Origin of the sequence: Fluviicola sp. (assembly GCF_039596355.1) — a bacterium.
Taxonomy (GTDB): domain Bacteria; phylum Bacteroidota; class Bacteroidia; order Flavobacteriales_D; family Crocinitomicaceae; genus Fluviicola.
On sequence record NZ_JBCNJW010000012.1, the window covers coordinates 15348 to 32149 of the forward strand.

Below are 16802 nucleotides of genomic sequence, written 5' to 3' on the forward strand. Positions count from 1 at the left end.
ATGGTATGAATTCGGAAGTGAGCAAACCTTTTCTCATCGTAAATGCTTCAGCAGGAAGTGGTAAGACGTACAACCTGGTGCGCAACTACCTGCGGCTTTTACTTTCCGAAGACCAGGATCGGGCCGAAATCAGCCAGATTATGGCGATGACTTTTACCAATAAGGCAAGCATTGAGATGAAAACCCGGATCATGAGCGATCTGAATAAGCTTGCACACGGAGGCGAAGAGAGCCGGAATTACCTGGAAGAAATTTCAACATTCGTTGGCGCAACGCCGGAAGCGGTTCAAAAACGCGCCCGGACCGTTTTGCGGAAGATCCTGCATCAGTATGAGGATTTCAATGTCATGACAATCGATAAATTCAATCTCCGCCTGATCCGTTCTTTTTCGAAGGACCTGGATCTCCCGGAGAACTTTGAGATTTCACTCGACGATACACTCATTTTGGAGAAAGCCATTGACGAATTACTGAGTAACATCGATGCGCGGAACCAAACCAAGCTCTACCTCCTGGCTTTGAATTTTGCCAAATCCAACCTGGAAGAGGAAAACGACTGGAACCTGAAGAAAATCCTCCTTTCGAAAGCCAAGATCCTGACGAATGAGGGGTATTTCCGGATCATCAAAACGCTTTCCAAAACGGATTTCAACAAGGAACAGCTGGATTTATGGAAATTGCAATTCAAGGCAGAAAGAGAATTGCTACAAGAAAAAATGCGGATTCTGAAACGGCTTTTTCACGATTCGGGCGTCGACAGCAATGCCTTTGCCGGAAAAACAACGACTTTCAAACCCATTGTCTTCAACCTTGATTTGAACCCGGAACCTATTTTTTTTCTGCGGGAAAGCAAACGGACGGATGCCAATTACAACAATATTCTCAAGACGATTGACACGGGAAGTGAAACACAATTTGCTCCCGCTTACCTGGATTTCCTGAATTTTATCAACGAGAAAACCGCTTATTGGATTGAACTGGATTTTAAAATCCAGCAGTTTCATTTACTGGCAATCCTGAAGGAACTTGCTCTGAGCATGGACGAAATCCGGAACAAAGAGTCGATTATCCGTGTGAGTGAGTTCAACAAACTGGTGGCGGAACTGGTTCAAAACGAGGATGCGCCCTTCATTTACGAACGGCTGGGTTCGCGCTTCAACCATTTTTTCCTCGACGAGTTCCAGGATACATCGCGCTTGCAGTGGCTGAATATTGTACCGCTGATTCACAATTCACTGGCAGGAAATTACTTCAATTTCATTGTGGGCGACCCGAAACAGTCTATTTACCGTTTCAAGAACGGTGTTGCGGAACAGTTCATTGCGCTACCGGCGATTTACAATCCGGAAGGTGAACCTGCTATCGAACAGCGATCCAAATTCTTTCAGCAAATGGGAAAAGTGGAAGGTTTGGAGGACAACTGGCGTTCGGCAAAAGAAATTGTGGAATTCAACAACCTCTTTTTCCAGGAACTGCTTGCTTTTCTTCCTGAAAACGGCAAGGAATTTTATGCGCACCTGAAACAAAACCCGAAGGGTAAACCGGGTGGTTATGTCGAAATGATTATGCTTCCTCAGAAGGAGATCAACACCACAGAATTCACCAACAATCAATTGCTTGAATGGGTGGAGCAGTGTCTGTCGGATGGGTATAAACCGTATGAGATTTGTGTATTGGGGCGGAAAAAACGAGATTGCAACCAGTATGCGAACTTTTTGAAATCGAAAGGATACCAGATTGTTTCATCGGATTCGCTGCTTGTGAACAGCGACAAATATGTACAGCTGGCAATTTCTTACTGTAAATGGAAGGTAAACCGTTTCGATTTTCAGCGGGCCATGCAGTTTGCCTATTTTTATTTTGAAACACTGCACCCCGAAAATTCTTTTGCCATTTACAACAGTTGTTTCCGGGAAGTAACAGAAGGCGATTCTACCGGCATCTTTTTCCTCGAAGAATTGTTCTTTGAGAACAGTCGTTTGAATGCGGATTTCCTGGATGCCAGTTTTCAAAACATCTACTCGCTCCTGGTCGATTTTCTAAAATTGCTGGAACTTGACCCGATTGAAGATACGTATTTGCAGCAGTTGCTGGATTTGGCATATCAATTTGACACCTCGAACGGGCCGGATTTGATGGATTTCATCCATTATTACGATAAAAACGAAAACAAATTCAGCGTCCAGCTCTCGGAAAACGAGCACGCAATCCAGATCATGACGGCTCACAAGTCGAAAGGATTGGAATTCCCGGTGGTGATCATTCCTTCGTTCCATTTTTTCACGGAAGGAAATCTCCAGGATTCGTTCCTGATGGAAATCAACGAGCACATTGTTGAAACCAAAATGAGCAAGTTCGAATCTGCTATTCCGGCAATCAAAGTGGAAGCGGAAAAAGAAGATGCCGCACAAAAAATGGATGCAATCAACCTGCTTTACGTGGCTTTTACCCGTCCGCAGGATCGTCTTTACGCCATTAACCTGAAAGGATCGCGGAATTCGTTCTACGATAAATTCAATTCAGTATTCCATCAGCTTTTCCCGGATGCGTTTGAGGATGGAAACATGCATTTGAAGTTCGGGGAAATTCCGGAAATCAAGCACCATTCGAAAAATGAATCCGGCGAATACAGTCCGCATTCGATTCAAAATTTCCTGTGGTTTCCTGAAATCAGCATTCAACCAGCAAAGGAGCAAGTGGATGACAGCCTGACCTCCGCACAACGGATCGGGAAGCAATTTCACTTCATCATGGAGAAGTCGCAATCGAAAGAAAGTGCTTTTTCGGCGCTTCGAACAGGAATTCTAAAAGGTCAGATCGAACAGGAATTCGAGGAAACACTAACCAAACTGGTAAATGATGCGTTTGAGAATGAAACGCTGGTTCAGTTATTCAACAGCGGAAAGCATCTCAATGAACGCACCCTGATTTTTGACTCCAAAACCAAGCTTCGTCCGGATAAACTGATCGTTTCAGAAAACAGTACACTGGTCATTGATTTTAAAACGGGTGAACAAAGCACCAAACATGCCGAACAGGTCAGAGGTTATCTGCGGGTTTTGAAGGAAATCGGTATGCCGGAAATAAAGGGATATTTGTATTATACGGAAGGATTGGGGTTAGTTGAGGTTCCGGCGGGCGGAGAGTTGTGGGATTAGAAAATAATTGAAAAAATATGGATAGACATCCATCTATTAGCCCAGTGGTGGCGGGATTTTCACACATCCCGATAGCAGCTATCCGGGATTATAAACTGGTGTTGTTTCCTCCCCAAAAAACAATCGATTGAAAGCATCACTGCTTATCCAGAAACATTACCCCTTCCGATACGCGAACCACCAGCGAATGGTTGTCCATATCTTCTATCAACCAATTGATCGACTCGGTCATCGCAGCTGTTTTGACCTGGATCATGTTCTTTTTGGAAACACGGTACGTCCCCTGAACAGTATCCGCACCATAAACAACAAAAGGGAGATCAGACGCATCTTTATCTCCCCCTGTAAATGCATAAACTTCTGTATGCGATTCATAAGAACCATTGTTCAACAGCATCTTCGTATAATTCCATTTTCCGTCCAAACGGTTTACAATGCGCTGCTTTGCGCAGGAAAAAAGGAAAAAAAACGAAGAAACAAACAGAACGAAACGCATCAGATTGTCATTATATCTTTTTCTTTTGCATCCACCAATTCATCTACTTTTTTGATGAATCCATTGGTGATGTTCTGAATTTCATTTTCAGCGTCTTTGCTCATATCTTCAGAAAGCCCGTCAGCTTTCAGTGATTTCACCATATCCAACGCATCTTTGCGGTTATTTCTCACACCTACTTTCGCGTGCTCACCTTCTGATCTTGCTTTTTTCACCAAATCACGACGACGCTCTTCCGTCAAAGGCGGAATCTGAATAATCAGCTGTTCTCCATTGTTTTGCGGATTCAATCCCAGGTTTGCGTTCATAATTCCTTTCGCGATTTCATTCAGCATGTTTTTTTCCCACGCCTGAACAGTCAGTGTGCGGGCATCCATGGTTCCGATATTCGCCACCTGCTGGATTGGAGTCGGAGAACCGTAGTAATCCACCATGACTCCTGTTAGCATGGAAGGAGTTGCTTTTCCTGCTCTTACTTTCAGCAGTTCGTGTTCCAAGTGATCGAGTGATTTCTGGCTGGATGACTTAAACTCATCATAAATTAGCTGTAACTCTTCAGTCATAATTGATCTAATTGAATCTTTCTCTATTTAATTTCTTACAATGGTTCCGACTTGCTCACCGTCCATCAATCTCAGGAGATTTCCCGGAGTATCCATATCAAATACAATGATCGGCAAATCGTTTTCCATACACAGGGTGAAAGCTGTCATATCCATTACTTTCAATCCTCTGCTGTATGCATCTTCAAACGTAATGACGTCGAATTTCGTTGCCGAAGGATCTTTTTCTGGATCTGCCGTGTAAATTCCATCTACACGCGTTCCTTTCAGGATCACATCTGCATTGATTTCAATGGCACGCAAAGAAGCCGCAGAATCTGTTGTAAAATATGGATTCCCGGTTCCTGCACCGAAGATGACCACACGCCCTTTTTCAAGGTGTCTGACAGCTCTTCTTCGTACATACGGTTCGGAGATTTCTTTCATTTCGATTGCAGACTGCAGCCTGGTTTGAAGGCCTGCCGATTCCAAAGCCGCCTGAAGCGCCATGGAGTTAATCATCGTAGCAAGCATTCCCATGTAATCACCATGAGTGCGGTCCATTCCACCCTCTTCTGCCTGAACACCACGGAAAATATTTCCACCTCCAATAACGATCGCCACTTCAACACCCAAATCGTGAATTTGTTTGATTTGCTGAGCGTACTCACTAAGCCTTTGATTATCAATTCCAAATTGTTTATCTCCCATGAGAGATTCACCACTTAATTTGAGCAGAATGCGACGGTATTTCATATTTTCAGAAAGAAGTTGCGCAAATATAGTGGGAAATCTTCGAAGTTTGGAAACCTATCCCAAAATAGTGACTGATAATACCTAAATTCGACATTCAAAGATTTATCTCATGGGACTTATCACTTTCAAAACATTTGACAACTCCGTCGATGCTCACATTTTGAAGATCAAACTGGAGAGTGAGGGAATCAGCTGCTTTTTGTTTGATGAGCATATTGTATCGGTCAATCCGCTTTATTCGAACCTCGTGGGCGGAATCAAACTGAAAATCAACGAAGAGGATTTGCCGCATGCAAACAACGTATTGTATGAACTGGAACAAACGCCCTATACCACGGACGATGAACAGGTCATTTCCTGCCCGAATTGCCAATCCACACACCTGGAATCGGGTTACAAATCCATGCGCAGTGTTGGAGCGGTGATTTCAGCCATTGCTTCTTTCCTGTTATTCATTTTCCCGGTTTACCGCAAGAACGTATACAAGTGCCTGAATTGCGGACATGAGTTTAACCTGAAGCGCAAATAAAAGAGTCCCTACCGGTCGACTCGAAGTCACTTATTTAGTTGAATACCTTGTTCCAAACTAATTAACAGATATCTTAATCACCTGTCTATTTATGGGGTGGGGAAAACCCTATCTTTTCTGAAACTTCACTGTTGAAACTGTCGTTCCGTCAGACACCCGGATGAAGTACAAACCGGTAGCCAATCCTGAAACATCAATCGGCTGATTTCCTGATCCCGAAAGCATTTTTTCTCCTGCCAGGCTGTAAATCCCGTAATGTTCAATCGGAGAATCCATCAAAACAGTCACATCTGAAGTTGCCGGGTTGGGATAAACCGACATAGTCTGCTGCATCCATTCAGTCATTCCAGCTGTTGTCGATCCATACTCATCAGCGCCGCAATCGATGACGTTTTGCTCCACTCTCAATTCATTGAAATAATCGGTTTCGTCACTCAAAACGGTTGTGGAAGGATTTCCTCCATTTACCGCCGGAGAATTTGCTGCAATGTGAAAATCCGGAGCATTCAACGATGTGGAAGCCAGCAAGGGGTCACCAAAAACCGCATGAGAATTGGTGGAACTTCCGGAAATAAAAGCGGAAAAACTAGTATAAAATGTCCCGTTCCAGTCAACACTTGTTCCGGCATTTCCGCCAGCACTATAAACGACATTGTAATCGAAATACAGCGCAGGCTGCGTTAATTCGGCATAAGCCAGCTGATTTTGTGAAGACGTGTAAAAAATGTTGTTTTCGATCGTACTGTTTTCGCTGTATGTGAGGTACAACTCCCCCACTCCGGAATTGCTGTAATCATTGGAAAAACAGGTATTGTTTCGAATCAGTGCGCGGGTCACTTTTCCCGATCCCGAAGGATAATCAAATCCCCCCATGGCAATGCCGCTAATTTCGTTGTCGTAAAACACATTATTGCGGATGATAATTGAATCGGTTGTTGCTCCTGTTTTTTCACATCCGACTTCAATTCCATACCCGTTGCGATACGACGTATTCTTTTCGACAACCATTCTCTTTGCTCCATCAATATAGATTCCGCCGGAAGTTGCATACGCCGATACACAATGGTGAACGGTATTCATCCTGACAATTCCGTTACGCGCCTGGTCATTGGCGGCGGAAGGTGAAGTTCCTTCATGACCAATTACATCAATCCCGATATTCGTCAAATCATACACCGTATTGTTTGAGATTTCGAATCCGTCCACGTTTCCGTTTACCGCAATTCCTTCGCTGTAGCCCAATCGGCAATTGTATAAGGTATTGTTCTGCAATTTCAGATTGGTCATCGGGGTCGTTGATCCGGTTCCAAAAACGATAATCCCCTGTGCGTTGGTTGTTTCTGAAACAGCTGCATTTGGGTTGGACGAAAAGTGGATGTCGTGAATCACACAATTTTTCACCGTGATATTTGCCCCGCTTCCTTCAATTAAAATGCCCTGGGCATCGTTTTGAATGTTGTTCCGGAGTTCCAGGCCTTCAATAAGGACATTACTCCTGTTTCCAATGTAAACAACCGGGTTTTGAGTGGTGATTCCCGTCGCATCAATAACCGGCAGAGTCGATGAATCATTTTTGATCGTGATATTGTCTATCGGAACAGTAATCTTCTCGTTATAGGTTCCCGGCATGACGTTTAACACATCCGATCCTGCCAGGTGGTTCAATGCGTACTGAATCGTTTGCCAGGGAGAAGATACCGAACCGGTATTCGAATTATTCCCGGTTGGTGAAACATAGTAATTATTTTGGCTGAAAGACATGACTGCACACATCATAAACGGCACTAATACGATCAATCGTTTCATCTTCTTTGATTTTAAACTAAAGCTACAATTTTAATCCGATACTTGATTCAAACAAAAATCCCGTTGCTCTTTCGGGCAACGGGATTTTCTATTTTGTTCGTTTCTGTGAGTCTTAGCTCAAAGACAAACGTTTGAATTCAGTAACAGTCAATCCGTTTTCAGTAGAATTCAGGAACTGCTCAACAGTCAATTTGTTATCGCGGATAAATTCCTGGCTCAACAACGTGTTTTCCTTGAAGAATTTAGCCAAACGACCCTGAGCGATTTTCTCAGCCATGTCAGCCGGTTTTCCTTCCTGGATTGCCAATTCTTTACCAACTTCGATTTCACGCTCGATTGTACGTGCATCAACACCGTCTTTGTCCAAAGCGATCGGGTTCATTGCAGCAACCTGCATAGCCACCTGGCGACCAGCTTCAGCAACTGCTTCACCTCCTTTGTTCAAAGCAACCAAAGTAGCCAATTGGTTTCCCGGGTGGTTATAAGCAACCACAGCATCACCTTTCAATACAGCGTATCCTGACAAATCCAGTTTCTCACCGATTACACCAACTTGCTCCGTGATTTTCTCATCAACAGTCAGTTTGTCATCGTATTTCAATGTTTTCAACTCTTCTGCAGTTGCAGGAAGGTTTTTCATTGCGATATCAACCAAAGACTGAACGAAGTTGCGGTAGTTATCGTTTTTCGCTACGAAGTCAGTTTCACAGTTCAATGTTAATACGACTCCTACAGTTCCTTCAGGGTTTGTCTGTGCGAAGATAACTCCTTCACGTGCTTCGTTCTCACCGCGTTTAGCAGCGATTTTTTGTCCTTTCTTACGCAGGATATCAACAGCAGCTTCGAAATCACCGTTTGCTTCTACCAATGCGTTTTTACAGTCCATCATACCAGCACCTGTTTGCTGGCGTAATTTGTTTACATCTGACGCAGTAATTGCCATGACTATAAATCTTTTAAATGTTTATGCAAAGAAGAGTCCCCGGATTTACTCCAGGGTTACTTCTTTATTATTCTTTTGTTTCTTCTACTTTCGCTGCAACTTCTTCTGTTGTGTCTTCTTTGTCTTTCACAGCAGTTGTTTTGCGGTCATCCAAACCTTCTTTGATAGAAGAACAGATAGCATCCAGGATGATTGCAATTGATTTTGTTGCATCATCGTTTGCAGGGATTGGGAAATCTACCAAACGAGGGTCAGAGTTCGTATCAACCATTGCAAATGTTGGGATCCCCAAACGTTTTGCTTCTGCCAATGCGATGTGCTCTTTCAGGATGTCAACGATGAAGATCGCTGCAGGCTGACGAGTCATATCTGCGATAGAACCGAACGTTTTTTCCAATTTCTCACGCTGGCGAGTCTTGAACAAACGCTCACGCTTGTTCAATGTTTCCCATGTACCATCCGTTTTCATTTTGTCGATAGACACCATTTTACGGATAGACTTACGTGTTGTTTGGAAGTTTGTCAACATACCACCTGACCAACGCTCAGTTACGAATGGCATGTTAATCGCTGAAATTTTATCAGTGATGATTTCTTTTGCTTGCTTTTTAGTAGCAACGAAAAGTACTTTTTTACCCGACTTAGCAATTTGTTTCATTGCCGCACATGCCTGATCAAGATGTGCAATTGTCTTATTAAGGTCAATAATGTGGATACCTTTTTTCTCGTCAAAGATATACGGCGCCATTGCCGGGTTCCATTTTCTTTTCAAGTGTCCGAAGTGAACACCTGCTTCTAATAAACTATCAAAATTTACTTTAGACATAATCTTTTGTTTTAATTGTTTACGTTCCTTAGTAATTTCAGCTGTAAAGGGATCAATCGAAAGACTGACAATACTTTATGCTTGGATACTAAACAACCTTCCCGCCATAACGGGAAAATAAAATTCGAATTAACGTTTAGAGAACTGGAATTTCTTACGTGCTTTCGGCTGACCTGGTTTCTTACGCTCAACCATACGTGGGTCACGTGTCATCAATCCTTCTGCCTTCAACAACGTTTTGAAATCAGCAGAAACTTCTACCAATGCGCGGGAAATTCCCAAACGAATTGCTTCTGCCTGTCCGTTAATTCCTCCTCCTGCTACGTTTACTTTGATGTCGTACTGACCCAAAGTATCAGTCAAGTTGAACGGCTGCTCAACTTTCCCTTGCAAAATAGCTACCGGAAAGAACTCTTTGTAATCACGTTTATTAATTGTCATCTTGCCCGAACCTTTTGTCAGGTATACACGAGCAACTGAAGTTTTTCTTCTTCCTAATGCGTTTACTACTTCCATATCCTTTATTTAATAGCGTTTAAGTTAATTGCTTCAGGGTTTTGAGCGTCGTGTTTGTGTTCTGCACCAGCATACACTTTTACATTTCTGTACAACTGACGTCCCAACGTATTCTTTGGCAACATCCCTTTAATTGCTTTTTCGATTACACGCTCAGGGCTACGCTCTAACAATTCCTGCGCAGTCAACGAACGTTGTCCTCCTGGATATCCAGTGTATCGAACGTACTCTTTGTTCTCTAATTTCGTACCAGAGAACGACACTTTTGCTGCATTAATAACGATCACGTTATCTCCACAGTCAGCGTGCGGTGTGAAGTTAGGCTTGTGTTTTCCACGTACCAACTTCGCTACCTTACTTGCTAAACGACCAACCGTTTGGCCCTCAGCATCTACTAACAACCACTTTTTATCAGCGGTTTCCTTGTTAGCAGAAACAGTTTTGTAACTTAAAGTATCCACTACCTTTTATTTTTTAAATAAGACAATATCCCCAATTTGGGGGTGCAAAGATAGAAACTCTATTTTTTATTAACAAGGGATTTTTTAAGAAAACTGAATATTAATCATTTAGATTCCAAATTCTCATTCATTTTCAGGAAAATCGGCCTTTTGAATTGAAAAGTGAGAAGGGAAAAGCGAAAAGAATGCACCAGATCCTTTACCCCGGCCGGCTATGTGATAAATTGAAAATGCAAAATGCAAAAAACGGAATCGCTGGCAACCCTTTTCAATTCTCACTTTTCAATTCTCTTTGGAGAATCTCCTGTTCCGTCATTTTTATCTTAAATTTACTGCTTAGATCGTCAAAAAACCAACCTTCTAAAAAAGAAGAATGAATAGCATAAATCACATGGAAATGCCTAAAATCTATCTCCTTCTGCTGACAGTTTCTCTCATTGGTTTAACCGGCTGTAAAAAAGAGAAGAACAAATCTGCCTTTATTGCCGATGACATCTACTTTCAAGAGTTTAATCCATTTCCGGAAATCACTTCAATAGACAGCATTCACAACTTCCCCGGAAATCCGGCTCCGACCATTTACCCTTCCGATTCCAGTGCGAGCTATCTCCTGGATATCGACGGGGACGCGAATCCTGATTTCAAATTAACGACGAAACATTGGTATCAATGGGTAAGCAATAGCTCTCCGGGAGCCAACAACAACTTTGAAATTTTTATTGCAGGAATTGATAGCACCTCTGAAATATCGGGTATGACACCTGTAGCAGAAGCTTCCATACTTGGAACAGTAGTTTATGCTCCCGGAGAATCCATTCATGTGAATGCGAAATGGGTAAACACTTCGTGGCTTGTTCGTTCCGGAGGCTCTGTTTATGGCACACAGTATCATTTGACGGGAACCTATTATATCGGACTGCGCATAAAAAAAAGTGCGCTTCCGAACTATTGCTGGCTTAAAGTCAAAGTAGCAGACAATGGGTACCAAAACAACCTGCAAATCATCGCATTCGGCTACAATCATTCGATTGGTAATGACATCTCAGCGGGGCAGCAGGAATAGCGCTGTTTTTTAAGGAAAAATTGAAAAGAATACGTCAGTTCTTGTACATAGCTATGCGTTAAATGCAACATAGAAAATTCAAAAAAAGGAATCTCTGGTAAATCTTGTCAATTCTCCCTTTTCAATTTTGAATTTTGCATTTTCATTTTTTTAATCCTCCCGGGCAACCTTTCCGTTTTCAGTTTTGTATTTAGGAAAACAACACGAATCAATCGTGCACAAAATTACAAATATACAAGCTATGAAAATCAAGCCTTTTATTATCTCAGCATTCCTGCTCCTGGCACTGAATGGATTCAGCCAGATCCCAGGAATAGATAGCGTAAAAATCCTACCCGCAACTCCGCTTGCCGGTGATGAAGTACGCGTAATCTGCTACACGGTTTTTCCATCCGGAGACTGTGAACCAGGCAATCACTTCGTGATGCAAAACGGCAACCAGATTCTGTTGAACATCGAATACGCGCCGGGAATGCTCTCCTACATTTGCCATCACACCGATACGCTTTCACTCGGAAATCAAAACGCGGGAGATTACGAATTGGTTGTGAACCTGATCAAGCAACCTATGGGATACAGCGTTGATCTGGATACCAGTTACTTCACAGTTGGCGATGCACTGGGCTTACCTTCCCTTTCGGCCTCCGATTTGTCCGTTTACCCGAATCCTTTCAACCAGGAATTACGTGTCAAAGCGGCAGTTTCGATCAAAAAAGCAGTGATCTGTTCCCTTTCCGGGCAAAACATCCTGACCTTGAACGAAACCGTTTTTAAGTCCGGTCAACCGATTCCGGTTCCTGAACTGAAATCCGGAACTTATTTGCTCATACTCACTGATGAAAATGGGAACAACTATACCCAACGCATCATCCGGGACTAAATTTTGAATAGTATGAAACAATCTATTTACACACTCGTCCCTTTATTGCTGGTTCTTCTAATGATCAGTTCCTGCAAGAAGGAAACACCGGCAAACATTACACAACCCGTAACTACAGGAACCAATTCGATCAACGGAACCTGGAACCTGATTCGTATCTACGGCGGAATTGCAGGCATCAATGAAACGCACAATAGCGGAGATGTCGAATGGACATTTGACACCCAGGCCGGCACTTTGACAGTCAACGACAATGGAAATTCGTCGGCTTACTATGACCTTCCTTCGGGAACGTACAACTTTCAGCAGATTTCCAGTTCAAACCAGCATTACCTGGCAATTGAAGCGAATGAACTCGGGCAGTTCACCATTTCGGGAAATCAATTAGTGATTGATGAAAACAACAAATCAGACGGAGAGGGAGCCTGCGGGTTCTACATGGTACTGGAACGCTGAGTGAAATGCCGGGAGAACCAACCGTTTTTGCTCAAGTTGCTTTATTTTTGACGAAAACATTGTTTTAAGCACTGTTAAACCAGGATGGAAGAACACATAGAAGAATTTATCAAAGGAAATAAGAAAGCTTTTGACCGGGTGTATGAAAAATATGCCCCTTCTATGTTTGGTATTTGTATGCGTTACGCAAATTGCAGGGACGATGCCCAGGAAATTCTGCAGGAAACATTCATCAAGGTGTATGAAAACAGGGAAAAGGCAAATCCTCAGCTCACACTTGGCCCATGGATTAAAACCATTACTATCCGTACGGCGATCAATTATCTGAAAGCACAGAAAAAGATGCTCCTGCAAGAACACGAAGATTTTTTCGAAAGACCTCAGGAAACCCTGATTCCGGAACAAGAAACCGGGAATGATCAAAACTCATTGCTCCGGCTGTTAAACGAAATGCCTACCGGCTACCGAACCGTTTTCAACCTCTTTGTGCTGGATAATCTGACACACAAGGAAATTGCCGAATACCTGGAAATTACGGAAGGATCTTCAAAGTCGCAATTGGCAAAGGCTAAAAATTGGATGAGAAATAACCTGGAAAAAAAAAGAAACAATGAAAGAGCTTGACGAAATAGACCGCTTATTCCAGTCGGAATTTAACGGGTTTGAGCCCGTTCCGGATCCGGTCGTAAAGGAAAACATTGACCGCGCTATTGCTTCCAAAAAGAAGCGCAGAAAATTCCTGTTTCTTTTATTTCCGGTTCTTTTCATTACTGCAGCAACAGCCGCCGTGCTTTATTCCCATTCTTTTTCCGGTGATGATCGGTCGAAAGCGCTTATTTCTCAAAGCACGAAACCTCATGCTGATAGCGGGCGTAATAGTGCGTTTTTACGTCACGAAAAAAAACAAGTATTGGAAAACAAATCCGATGGCAGCATCAAAAAAAGCATTGAAAGCCCGGATAATCAAACCGTAAAAGAGATTAGCATTGACGGACATAACAACGTACTATTACGTCAGGGAAAAAGTAACTTGTTGCGAAACAAATCCAGGCTGACAACCAATATACATACTGCAAACTCAAACATACACTCTGAAAAACAGCCTGCTGCCAACGGACGTAATAACATCCTATTATACCCAGCTCATCCCGGTTCAAATCCCGAAACAATTACCGGAAGAATCAGTCCCGCAACGCCTCTCATTTCTGATTCAGTAAGCACTCGTCCCAACCCGACAAGTGAAATTGCGGAAGTCAGTAAACCAGACAGTACTTCACTTCCCGCAAGTGATTCTGCTCAAAACACCATTTCTCAATCAACCGAAACATCTCCTCAATCGCTACCAGAACCACCAAAAATGGCTTCGAAATGGTCATGGGCTATTCTCGGAGGCTGGGAAGCAGAGAAAAAAAGATCCTTTGAATCCTTCGATACCACAAACTTTGTTGGTAAACGAAAAGAATTTGCTGCTGTTCATAGCTCGTCGTTCTATGGAAAACTGGAAGCAAACCGGAAGTTAAATCCGCAAATGGATCTCATTCTCGGAATTGGTTTCCGTTCAACGAAAACCACCCAGTACACCTCTCTGTACACAAGAGACAGCGTCATTATTATCGACGGTGTGAGCAGCGCACCGCCAACAGATTCGGTTCATTACTTTATCCGAAATCAAACCGGAACGCAGGTCTACCGCATCCATTCCATCATTGTTCCTTTGGGATTGTCCTGGCAAAAACCGATCAGTTCCAAATTACACCTGCGTTTTTCAGGTGGAGTTGAACTAGCTTATGGCTGGATATCCAAACAACAAGTCCAGGCAGATTTCAGCACACCGAAATTCCAGTCGTTCGGATGCAATCTGTGGCTGCGACCGGAACTTCATTACGACTTCGGAAAAGTCCGTGTATTTGGTTTCGGTACATTGAACCAGGGACTCAGCCAACAATTGAAATGGGATTTTAATGTTCGTCGAAACCCGATGTTCGGAGCGGGAATCGGGTTATTTTTCGAATTGTAGAAACCCGTTTTTTTTCAGGTTTGGGATGCATGTTCGCGATATTGCATACAGGCCCCGTCAAACCTGGGAATCCGTACTTAAAACTGGATTGTCAACTGCGTTTCTTCCTTCGGGTCATCTGTTGCAAATTTCGACAAAGACAAACCCAGCAGGCGGATCGGTTTCTCCCAATCGTTTCCGGCAACCAGCTCCTCCACTACCGGCATGATATCCGCTGCAATCCGCATTTCGAGTTCCCGCGTATACGACCGGGTGATTTGAGTAAAATCGGAAAACTTGATTTTCAACGTCAACGTTTTTCCTCCCAACTGGCGTTTTTCCAGCCGGGTTTCCAGTTCCGAAGCAATGCGTTCCAGCTTTTCCAGCACGGCCCGCTTTGAATGCAGGTCACTTCCATAGGTATGCTCCACAGCCAGTGACTTCCGTTCCCGGTTCGGCTTCACGGCACTGTGCTGAACTCCCCGCACGATGTTGTAATACTGCCTCCCCGACTTCCCGAAATGCTGGATCAGAAAAGCAAGCGATTTTTTCTTCAGGTCTTTTCCCGTGCGCACTCCCAGTTCTTTCATCTTGGTTGCTGTTACCTTTCCGATCCCGAAGAAACGGTCGACGGGAAGTTTTTCCAAAAAGCTTTCGACCTCAGCAGGTGGAACCGTCAATTGTCCGTTCGGTTTGTTGACATCTGAAGCGATCTTGGCCGTAAACTTATTAATCGAAATCCCTGCACTGGCAGTGAGTCCGACTTCCTTCAGAATGCGCTGCCGGATTTCCTGAGCCAGCAAAGTCGCTGATTTCAGCCCTTTTTTATTGGAAGTTACGTCCAGGAAAGCTTCATCCAGGGAAAGCGGTTCAACCAAATCGGTATATTCATGGAAAATAGCCCGTATTTGAAGCGAAATTTCCTGGTAACGATCAAAACGCGGACGCACAAAAATCAAATCAGGACACAAACGTGCTGCCGTAGCACTCGGCATAGCAGATTTTACCCCGAATTTCCGCGCTTCGTAACTTGCAGCAGCAACCACTCCGCGCTGTTTCGTCCCTCCTACCGCGATTGGTTTTCCTTTCAGCCCCGGGTTGTCCATCTGCTCAACGGAAGCGTAAAACGCATCCATATCAATGTGAATGATCTTCCGTTCTTCTAATTGATTTTCCATCGCAACTCCAGAGTGAAAGCAAAGATACTGCGAATAGAAACGAAGAAAAATAATAAATTTGAGAAAATGCAACCCATGAAAAAACTGATTTTCCTGCTACTGTTCGGCTCATCGCACGGCTTTTCCCAACAGATTTCGCTTCCGGAAGCAAAACGCCTGCTTGCGCTCCCGTTAAAATGCGTACAACAGGAATATCCGAATAAATTGGGACAGGTTCTGAACGATCAAACGGATTTAAAATCGCCCTCGGTGCTCCATCCTTCGTTTTACGGGTGTTTCGACTGGCACTCATCTGTCCACGGTCACTGGCTGATCGTGCGGCTTTTGAAGGAATACCCGGAACTGGTGAATGACACCATTCTGACAGTATTAAAAACCAACCTGAGCGAAATCTGCATCACACAGGAAATTGCCTACTTCAACACGAAAAACAATGGTTCTTTTGAGCGCACTTACGGCTGGAACTGGCTACTCAAATTGCAATTGGAACTGGAAACGTGGAAACATCCGATTGCAAAAGAGTTGAGTGATAACCTGCGGCCGCTTTCAGAGCTTTTTTGTCAGAAATACATCGATTTTCTTCCGAAACTCAATTATGCCATCCGTTCCGGAGATCACATCAACACGGCTTTTGGACTCACTTTTGCTTACGATTACGCGCTTGCTCACGGAAATGATTCACTCAAAAATGTCATTGAGAAAAGAGCTCAGTATTTTTACCTGAACGATAAGGCTTATCCGCTTCACCTGGAGCCAAGCGGTTATGATTTTCTTTCCGGTGGTTTCGAGGAGATCGACATCATGCGCCGCATTCTTGCGAAAGACGAATTCAAACGCTGGCTGAAAGGATTCGCACCTCAATTGTTCAGCAAGAAATTCATGCTTGAACCCGGAAAAGTATCGGATCGTTCAGACGGCCACCTGGTTCATCTCGACGGACTGAATTTCAGCAGAGCATGGTGTATCTACGGAATCACGAAGACTTTACCCGAACTCTCGTATCTGAATGCCATTGCCGACAAACACATTGAAACTTCCCTGAAAAATATCGTAGACGGCGACTACATGGGTGAACACTGGCTGGCAAGTTTTGCGTTGCTGGCATTACTGAATAAAAAGTAGATTTCGACTCCGTTCAATCTACTGCTATGTTTGTCCCTAAACTCCCACAAGATTTACTTCTAACTTGATAACAG

The 16802-nt window shown here is 43.5% G+C and carries 17 protein-coding genes; 8 read left to right on the forward strand and 9 right to left on the reverse strand.

Features of this window, described 5'->3' with window-relative positions:
• The first annotated feature begins 5 nt into the window (after positions 1-5).
• Entirely contained in the window at positions 6-3158 is a 3153-nt protein-coding gene (locus ABDV94_RS17645) for a UvrD-helicase domain-containing protein (RefSeq protein ID WP_343748535.1), read from the forward strand.
• Between the two features lie 136 nt (positions 3159-3294).
• Here the strand turns inward: ABDV94_RS17645 and ABDV94_RS17650 are convergent, their stop codons facing one another.
• From ABDV94_RS17650 to pyrH, 3 genes are read right to left on the reverse strand one after another with little or no spacing between them, the layout of a single operon-like run.
• Positions 3295-3654 carry a hypothetical protein gene (locus ABDV94_RS17650; RefSeq protein ID WP_343748536.1) on the reverse strand — a complete coding sequence of 120 codons (360 nt, stop codon included), beginning with the start codon at positions 3652-3654 and terminating at the stop codon, positions 3295-3297.
• On the reverse strand, positions 3654-4217 hold the full coding sequence (frr, locus tag ABDV94_RS17655; RefSeq protein ID WP_343748537.1) for a ribosome recycling factor: 564 nt from the start codon (positions 4215-4217) through the stop codon (positions 3654-3656). The genes ABDV94_RS17650 and frr overlap by 1 nt, the downstream gene beginning before the upstream one ends.
• Positions 4218-4244: 27 nt before the next feature.
• Entirely contained in the window at positions 4245-4952 is a 708-nt protein-coding gene (gene pyrH / locus ABDV94_RS17660) for a UMP kinase (protein WP_343748538.1), read from the reverse strand.
• Between the two features lie 109 nt (positions 4953-5061).
• On the opposite strand from pyrH, the gene ABDV94_RS17665 reads away from it, so the two are divergent.
• Positions 5062-5481, forward strand: a complete 420-nt coding sequence (locus ABDV94_RS17665; RefSeq protein WP_343748539.1) for a DUF2007 domain-containing protein — start codon at positions 5062-5064, stop codon at positions 5479-5481.
• 108 nt (positions 5482-5589) lie between these two features.
• Here ABDV94_RS17665 and ABDV94_RS17670 read toward each other — a convergent pair whose 3' ends face one another.
• The 5 genes from ABDV94_RS17670 to rplM form a co-directional block, all read right to left on the reverse strand.
• Entirely contained in the window at positions 5590-7287 is a 1698-nt protein-coding gene (locus ABDV94_RS17670; protein WP_343748540.1) for a right-handed parallel beta-helix repeat-containing protein, read from the reverse strand.
• Positions 7288-7399: 112 nt separating this feature from the next.
• Positions 7400-8230: a translation elongation factor Ts gene (tsf, locus tag ABDV94_RS17675; protein ID WP_343748541.1), complete on the reverse strand. Its 831-nt coding sequence runs from the start codon at positions 8228-8230 to the stop codon at positions 7400-7402.
• A 67-nt stretch (positions 8231-8297) separates the two neighbouring features.
• Positions 8298-9056 carry a 30S ribosomal protein S2 gene (rpsB, locus tag ABDV94_RS17680; RefSeq protein WP_343748542.1) on the reverse strand — a complete coding sequence of 253 codons (759 nt, stop codon included), beginning with the start codon at positions 9054-9056 and terminating at the stop codon, positions 8298-8300.
• 129 nt (positions 9057-9185) lie between these two features.
• A complete protein-coding gene (gene rpsI, locus ABDV94_RS17685) occupies positions 9186-9572 on the reverse strand; it encodes a 30S ribosomal protein S9 (RefSeq protein ID WP_343748543.1) in 387 nt (128 codons plus the stop codon).
• Positions 9573-9577: 5 nt separating this feature from the next.
• A complete protein-coding gene (gene rplM, locus ABDV94_RS17690) occupies positions 9578-10033 on the reverse strand; it encodes a 50S ribosomal protein L13 (protein ID WP_343748544.1) in 456 nt (151 codons plus the stop codon).
• A 373-nt stretch (positions 10034-10406) separates the two neighbouring features.
• Between rplM and ABDV94_RS17695 the strand changes: the two genes are divergently transcribed.
• The 5 genes from ABDV94_RS17695 (at position 10407) to ABDV94_RS17715 (ending at position 14449) form a co-directional block, all read left to right on the forward strand.
• The gene (locus tag ABDV94_RS17695) at positions 10407-11096 is read left to right on the forward strand and encodes a hypothetical protein (RefSeq protein ID WP_343748545.1); all 690 of its coding nucleotides are present in this window, start codon (positions 10407-10409) and stop codon (positions 11094-11096) included.
• A gap of 241 nt (positions 11097-11337) precedes the next feature.
• Complete coding sequence (locus ABDV94_RS17700) at positions 11338-11976, forward strand: T9SS type A sorting domain-containing protein (protein ID WP_343748546.1); 639 nt, start codon at positions 11338-11340, stop codon at positions 11974-11976.
• A 12-nt stretch (positions 11977-11988) separates the two neighbouring features.
• A complete protein-coding gene (locus tag ABDV94_RS17705; RefSeq protein ID WP_343748547.1) occupies positions 11989-12432 on the forward strand; it encodes a lipocalin family protein in 444 nt (147 codons plus the stop codon).
• A gap of 84 nt (positions 12433-12516) precedes the next feature.
• Positions 12517-13056 (forward strand): sigma-70 family RNA polymerase sigma factor, encoded by a 540-nt coding sequence (locus ABDV94_RS17710; protein WP_343748548.1) that lies wholly within the window; start codon positions 12517-12519, stop codon positions 13054-13056.
• Positions 13043-14449, forward strand: a complete 1407-nt coding sequence (locus ABDV94_RS17715; RefSeq protein ID WP_343748549.1) for a hypothetical protein — start codon at positions 13043-13045, stop codon at positions 14447-14449. Before ABDV94_RS17710 ends, ABDV94_RS17715 begins: the two co-directional genes overlap by 14 nt.
• Positions 14450-14526: 77 nt before the next feature.
• Here the strand turns inward: ABDV94_RS17715 and dinB are convergent, their stop codons facing one another.
• Positions 14527-15606: a DNA polymerase IV gene (gene dinB, locus ABDV94_RS17720; RefSeq protein ID WP_343748550.1), complete on the reverse strand. Its 1080-nt coding sequence runs from the start codon at positions 15604-15606 to the stop codon at positions 14527-14529.
• A 75-nt stretch (positions 15607-15681) separates the two neighbouring features.
• Here dinB and ABDV94_RS17725 point away from each other — a divergent pair, with 75 nt between their 5' ends.
• Positions 15682-16728, forward strand: a complete 1047-nt coding sequence (locus tag ABDV94_RS17725; protein WP_343748551.1) for a DUF2891 domain-containing protein — start codon at positions 15682-15684, stop codon at positions 16726-16728.
• Positions 16729-16802: the final 74 nt, after the last annotated feature.

Coding starts and splice junctions, on each gene's coding strand:
- ABDV94_RS17645 (WP_343748535.1), top strand. CDS start 6: ATGAATTCGGAAGTGAGCAAACCTTTTCTCATCGTAAATGCTTCAGCA.
- ABDV94_RS17650 (WP_343748536.1), bottom strand. CDS start 3,654: ATGCGTTTCGTTCTGTTTGTTTCTTCGTTTTTTTTCCTTTTTTCCTGC.
- frr (WP_343748537.1), bottom strand. CDS start 4,217: ATGACTGAAGAGTTACAGCTAATTTATGATGAGTTTAAGTCATCCAGC.
- pyrH (WP_343748538.1), bottom strand. CDS start 4,952: ATGAAATACCGTCGCATTCTGCTCAAATTAAGTGGTGAATCTCTCATG.
- ABDV94_RS17665 (WP_343748539.1), top strand. CDS start 5,062: ATGGGACTTATCACTTTCAAAACATTTGACAACTCCGTCGATGCTCAC.
- ABDV94_RS17670 (WP_343748540.1), bottom strand. CDS start 7,287: ATGAAACGATTGATCGTATTAGTGCCGTTTATGATGTGTGCAGTCATG.
- tsf (WP_343748541.1), bottom strand. CDS start 8,230: ATGGCAATTACTGCGTCAGATGTAAACAAATTACGCCAGCAAACAGGT.
- rpsB (WP_343748542.1), bottom strand. CDS start 9,056: ATGTCTAAAGTAAATTTTGATAGTTTATTAGAAGCAGGTGTTCACTTC.
- rpsI (WP_343748543.1), bottom strand. CDS start 9,572: ATGGAAGTAGTAAACGCATTAGGAAGAAGAAAAACTTCAGTTGCTCGT.
- ABDV94_RS17695 (WP_343748545.1), top strand. CDS start 10,407: ATGAATAGCATAAATCACATGGAAATGCCTAAAATCTATCTCCTTCTG.
- ABDV94_RS17700 (WP_343748546.1), top strand. CDS start 11,338: ATGAAAATCAAGCCTTTTATTATCTCAGCATTCCTGCTCCTGGCACTG.
- ABDV94_RS17705 (WP_343748547.1), top strand. CDS start 11,989: ATGAAACAATCTATTTACACACTCGTCCCTTTATTGCTGGTTCTTCTA.
- ABDV94_RS17710 (WP_343748548.1), top strand. CDS start 12,517: ATGGAAGAACACATAGAAGAATTTATCAAAGGAAATAAGAAAGCTTTT.
- ABDV94_RS17715 (WP_343748549.1), top strand. CDS start 13,043: ATGAAAGAGCTTGACGAAATAGACCGCTTATTCCAGTCGGAATTTAAC.
- dinB (WP_343748550.1), bottom strand. CDS start 15,606: ATGGAAAATCAATTAGAAGAACGGAAGATCATTCACATTGATATGGAT.
- ABDV94_RS17725 (WP_343748551.1), top strand. CDS start 15,682: ATGAAAAAACTGATTTTCCTGCTACTGTTCGGCTCATCGCACGGCTTT.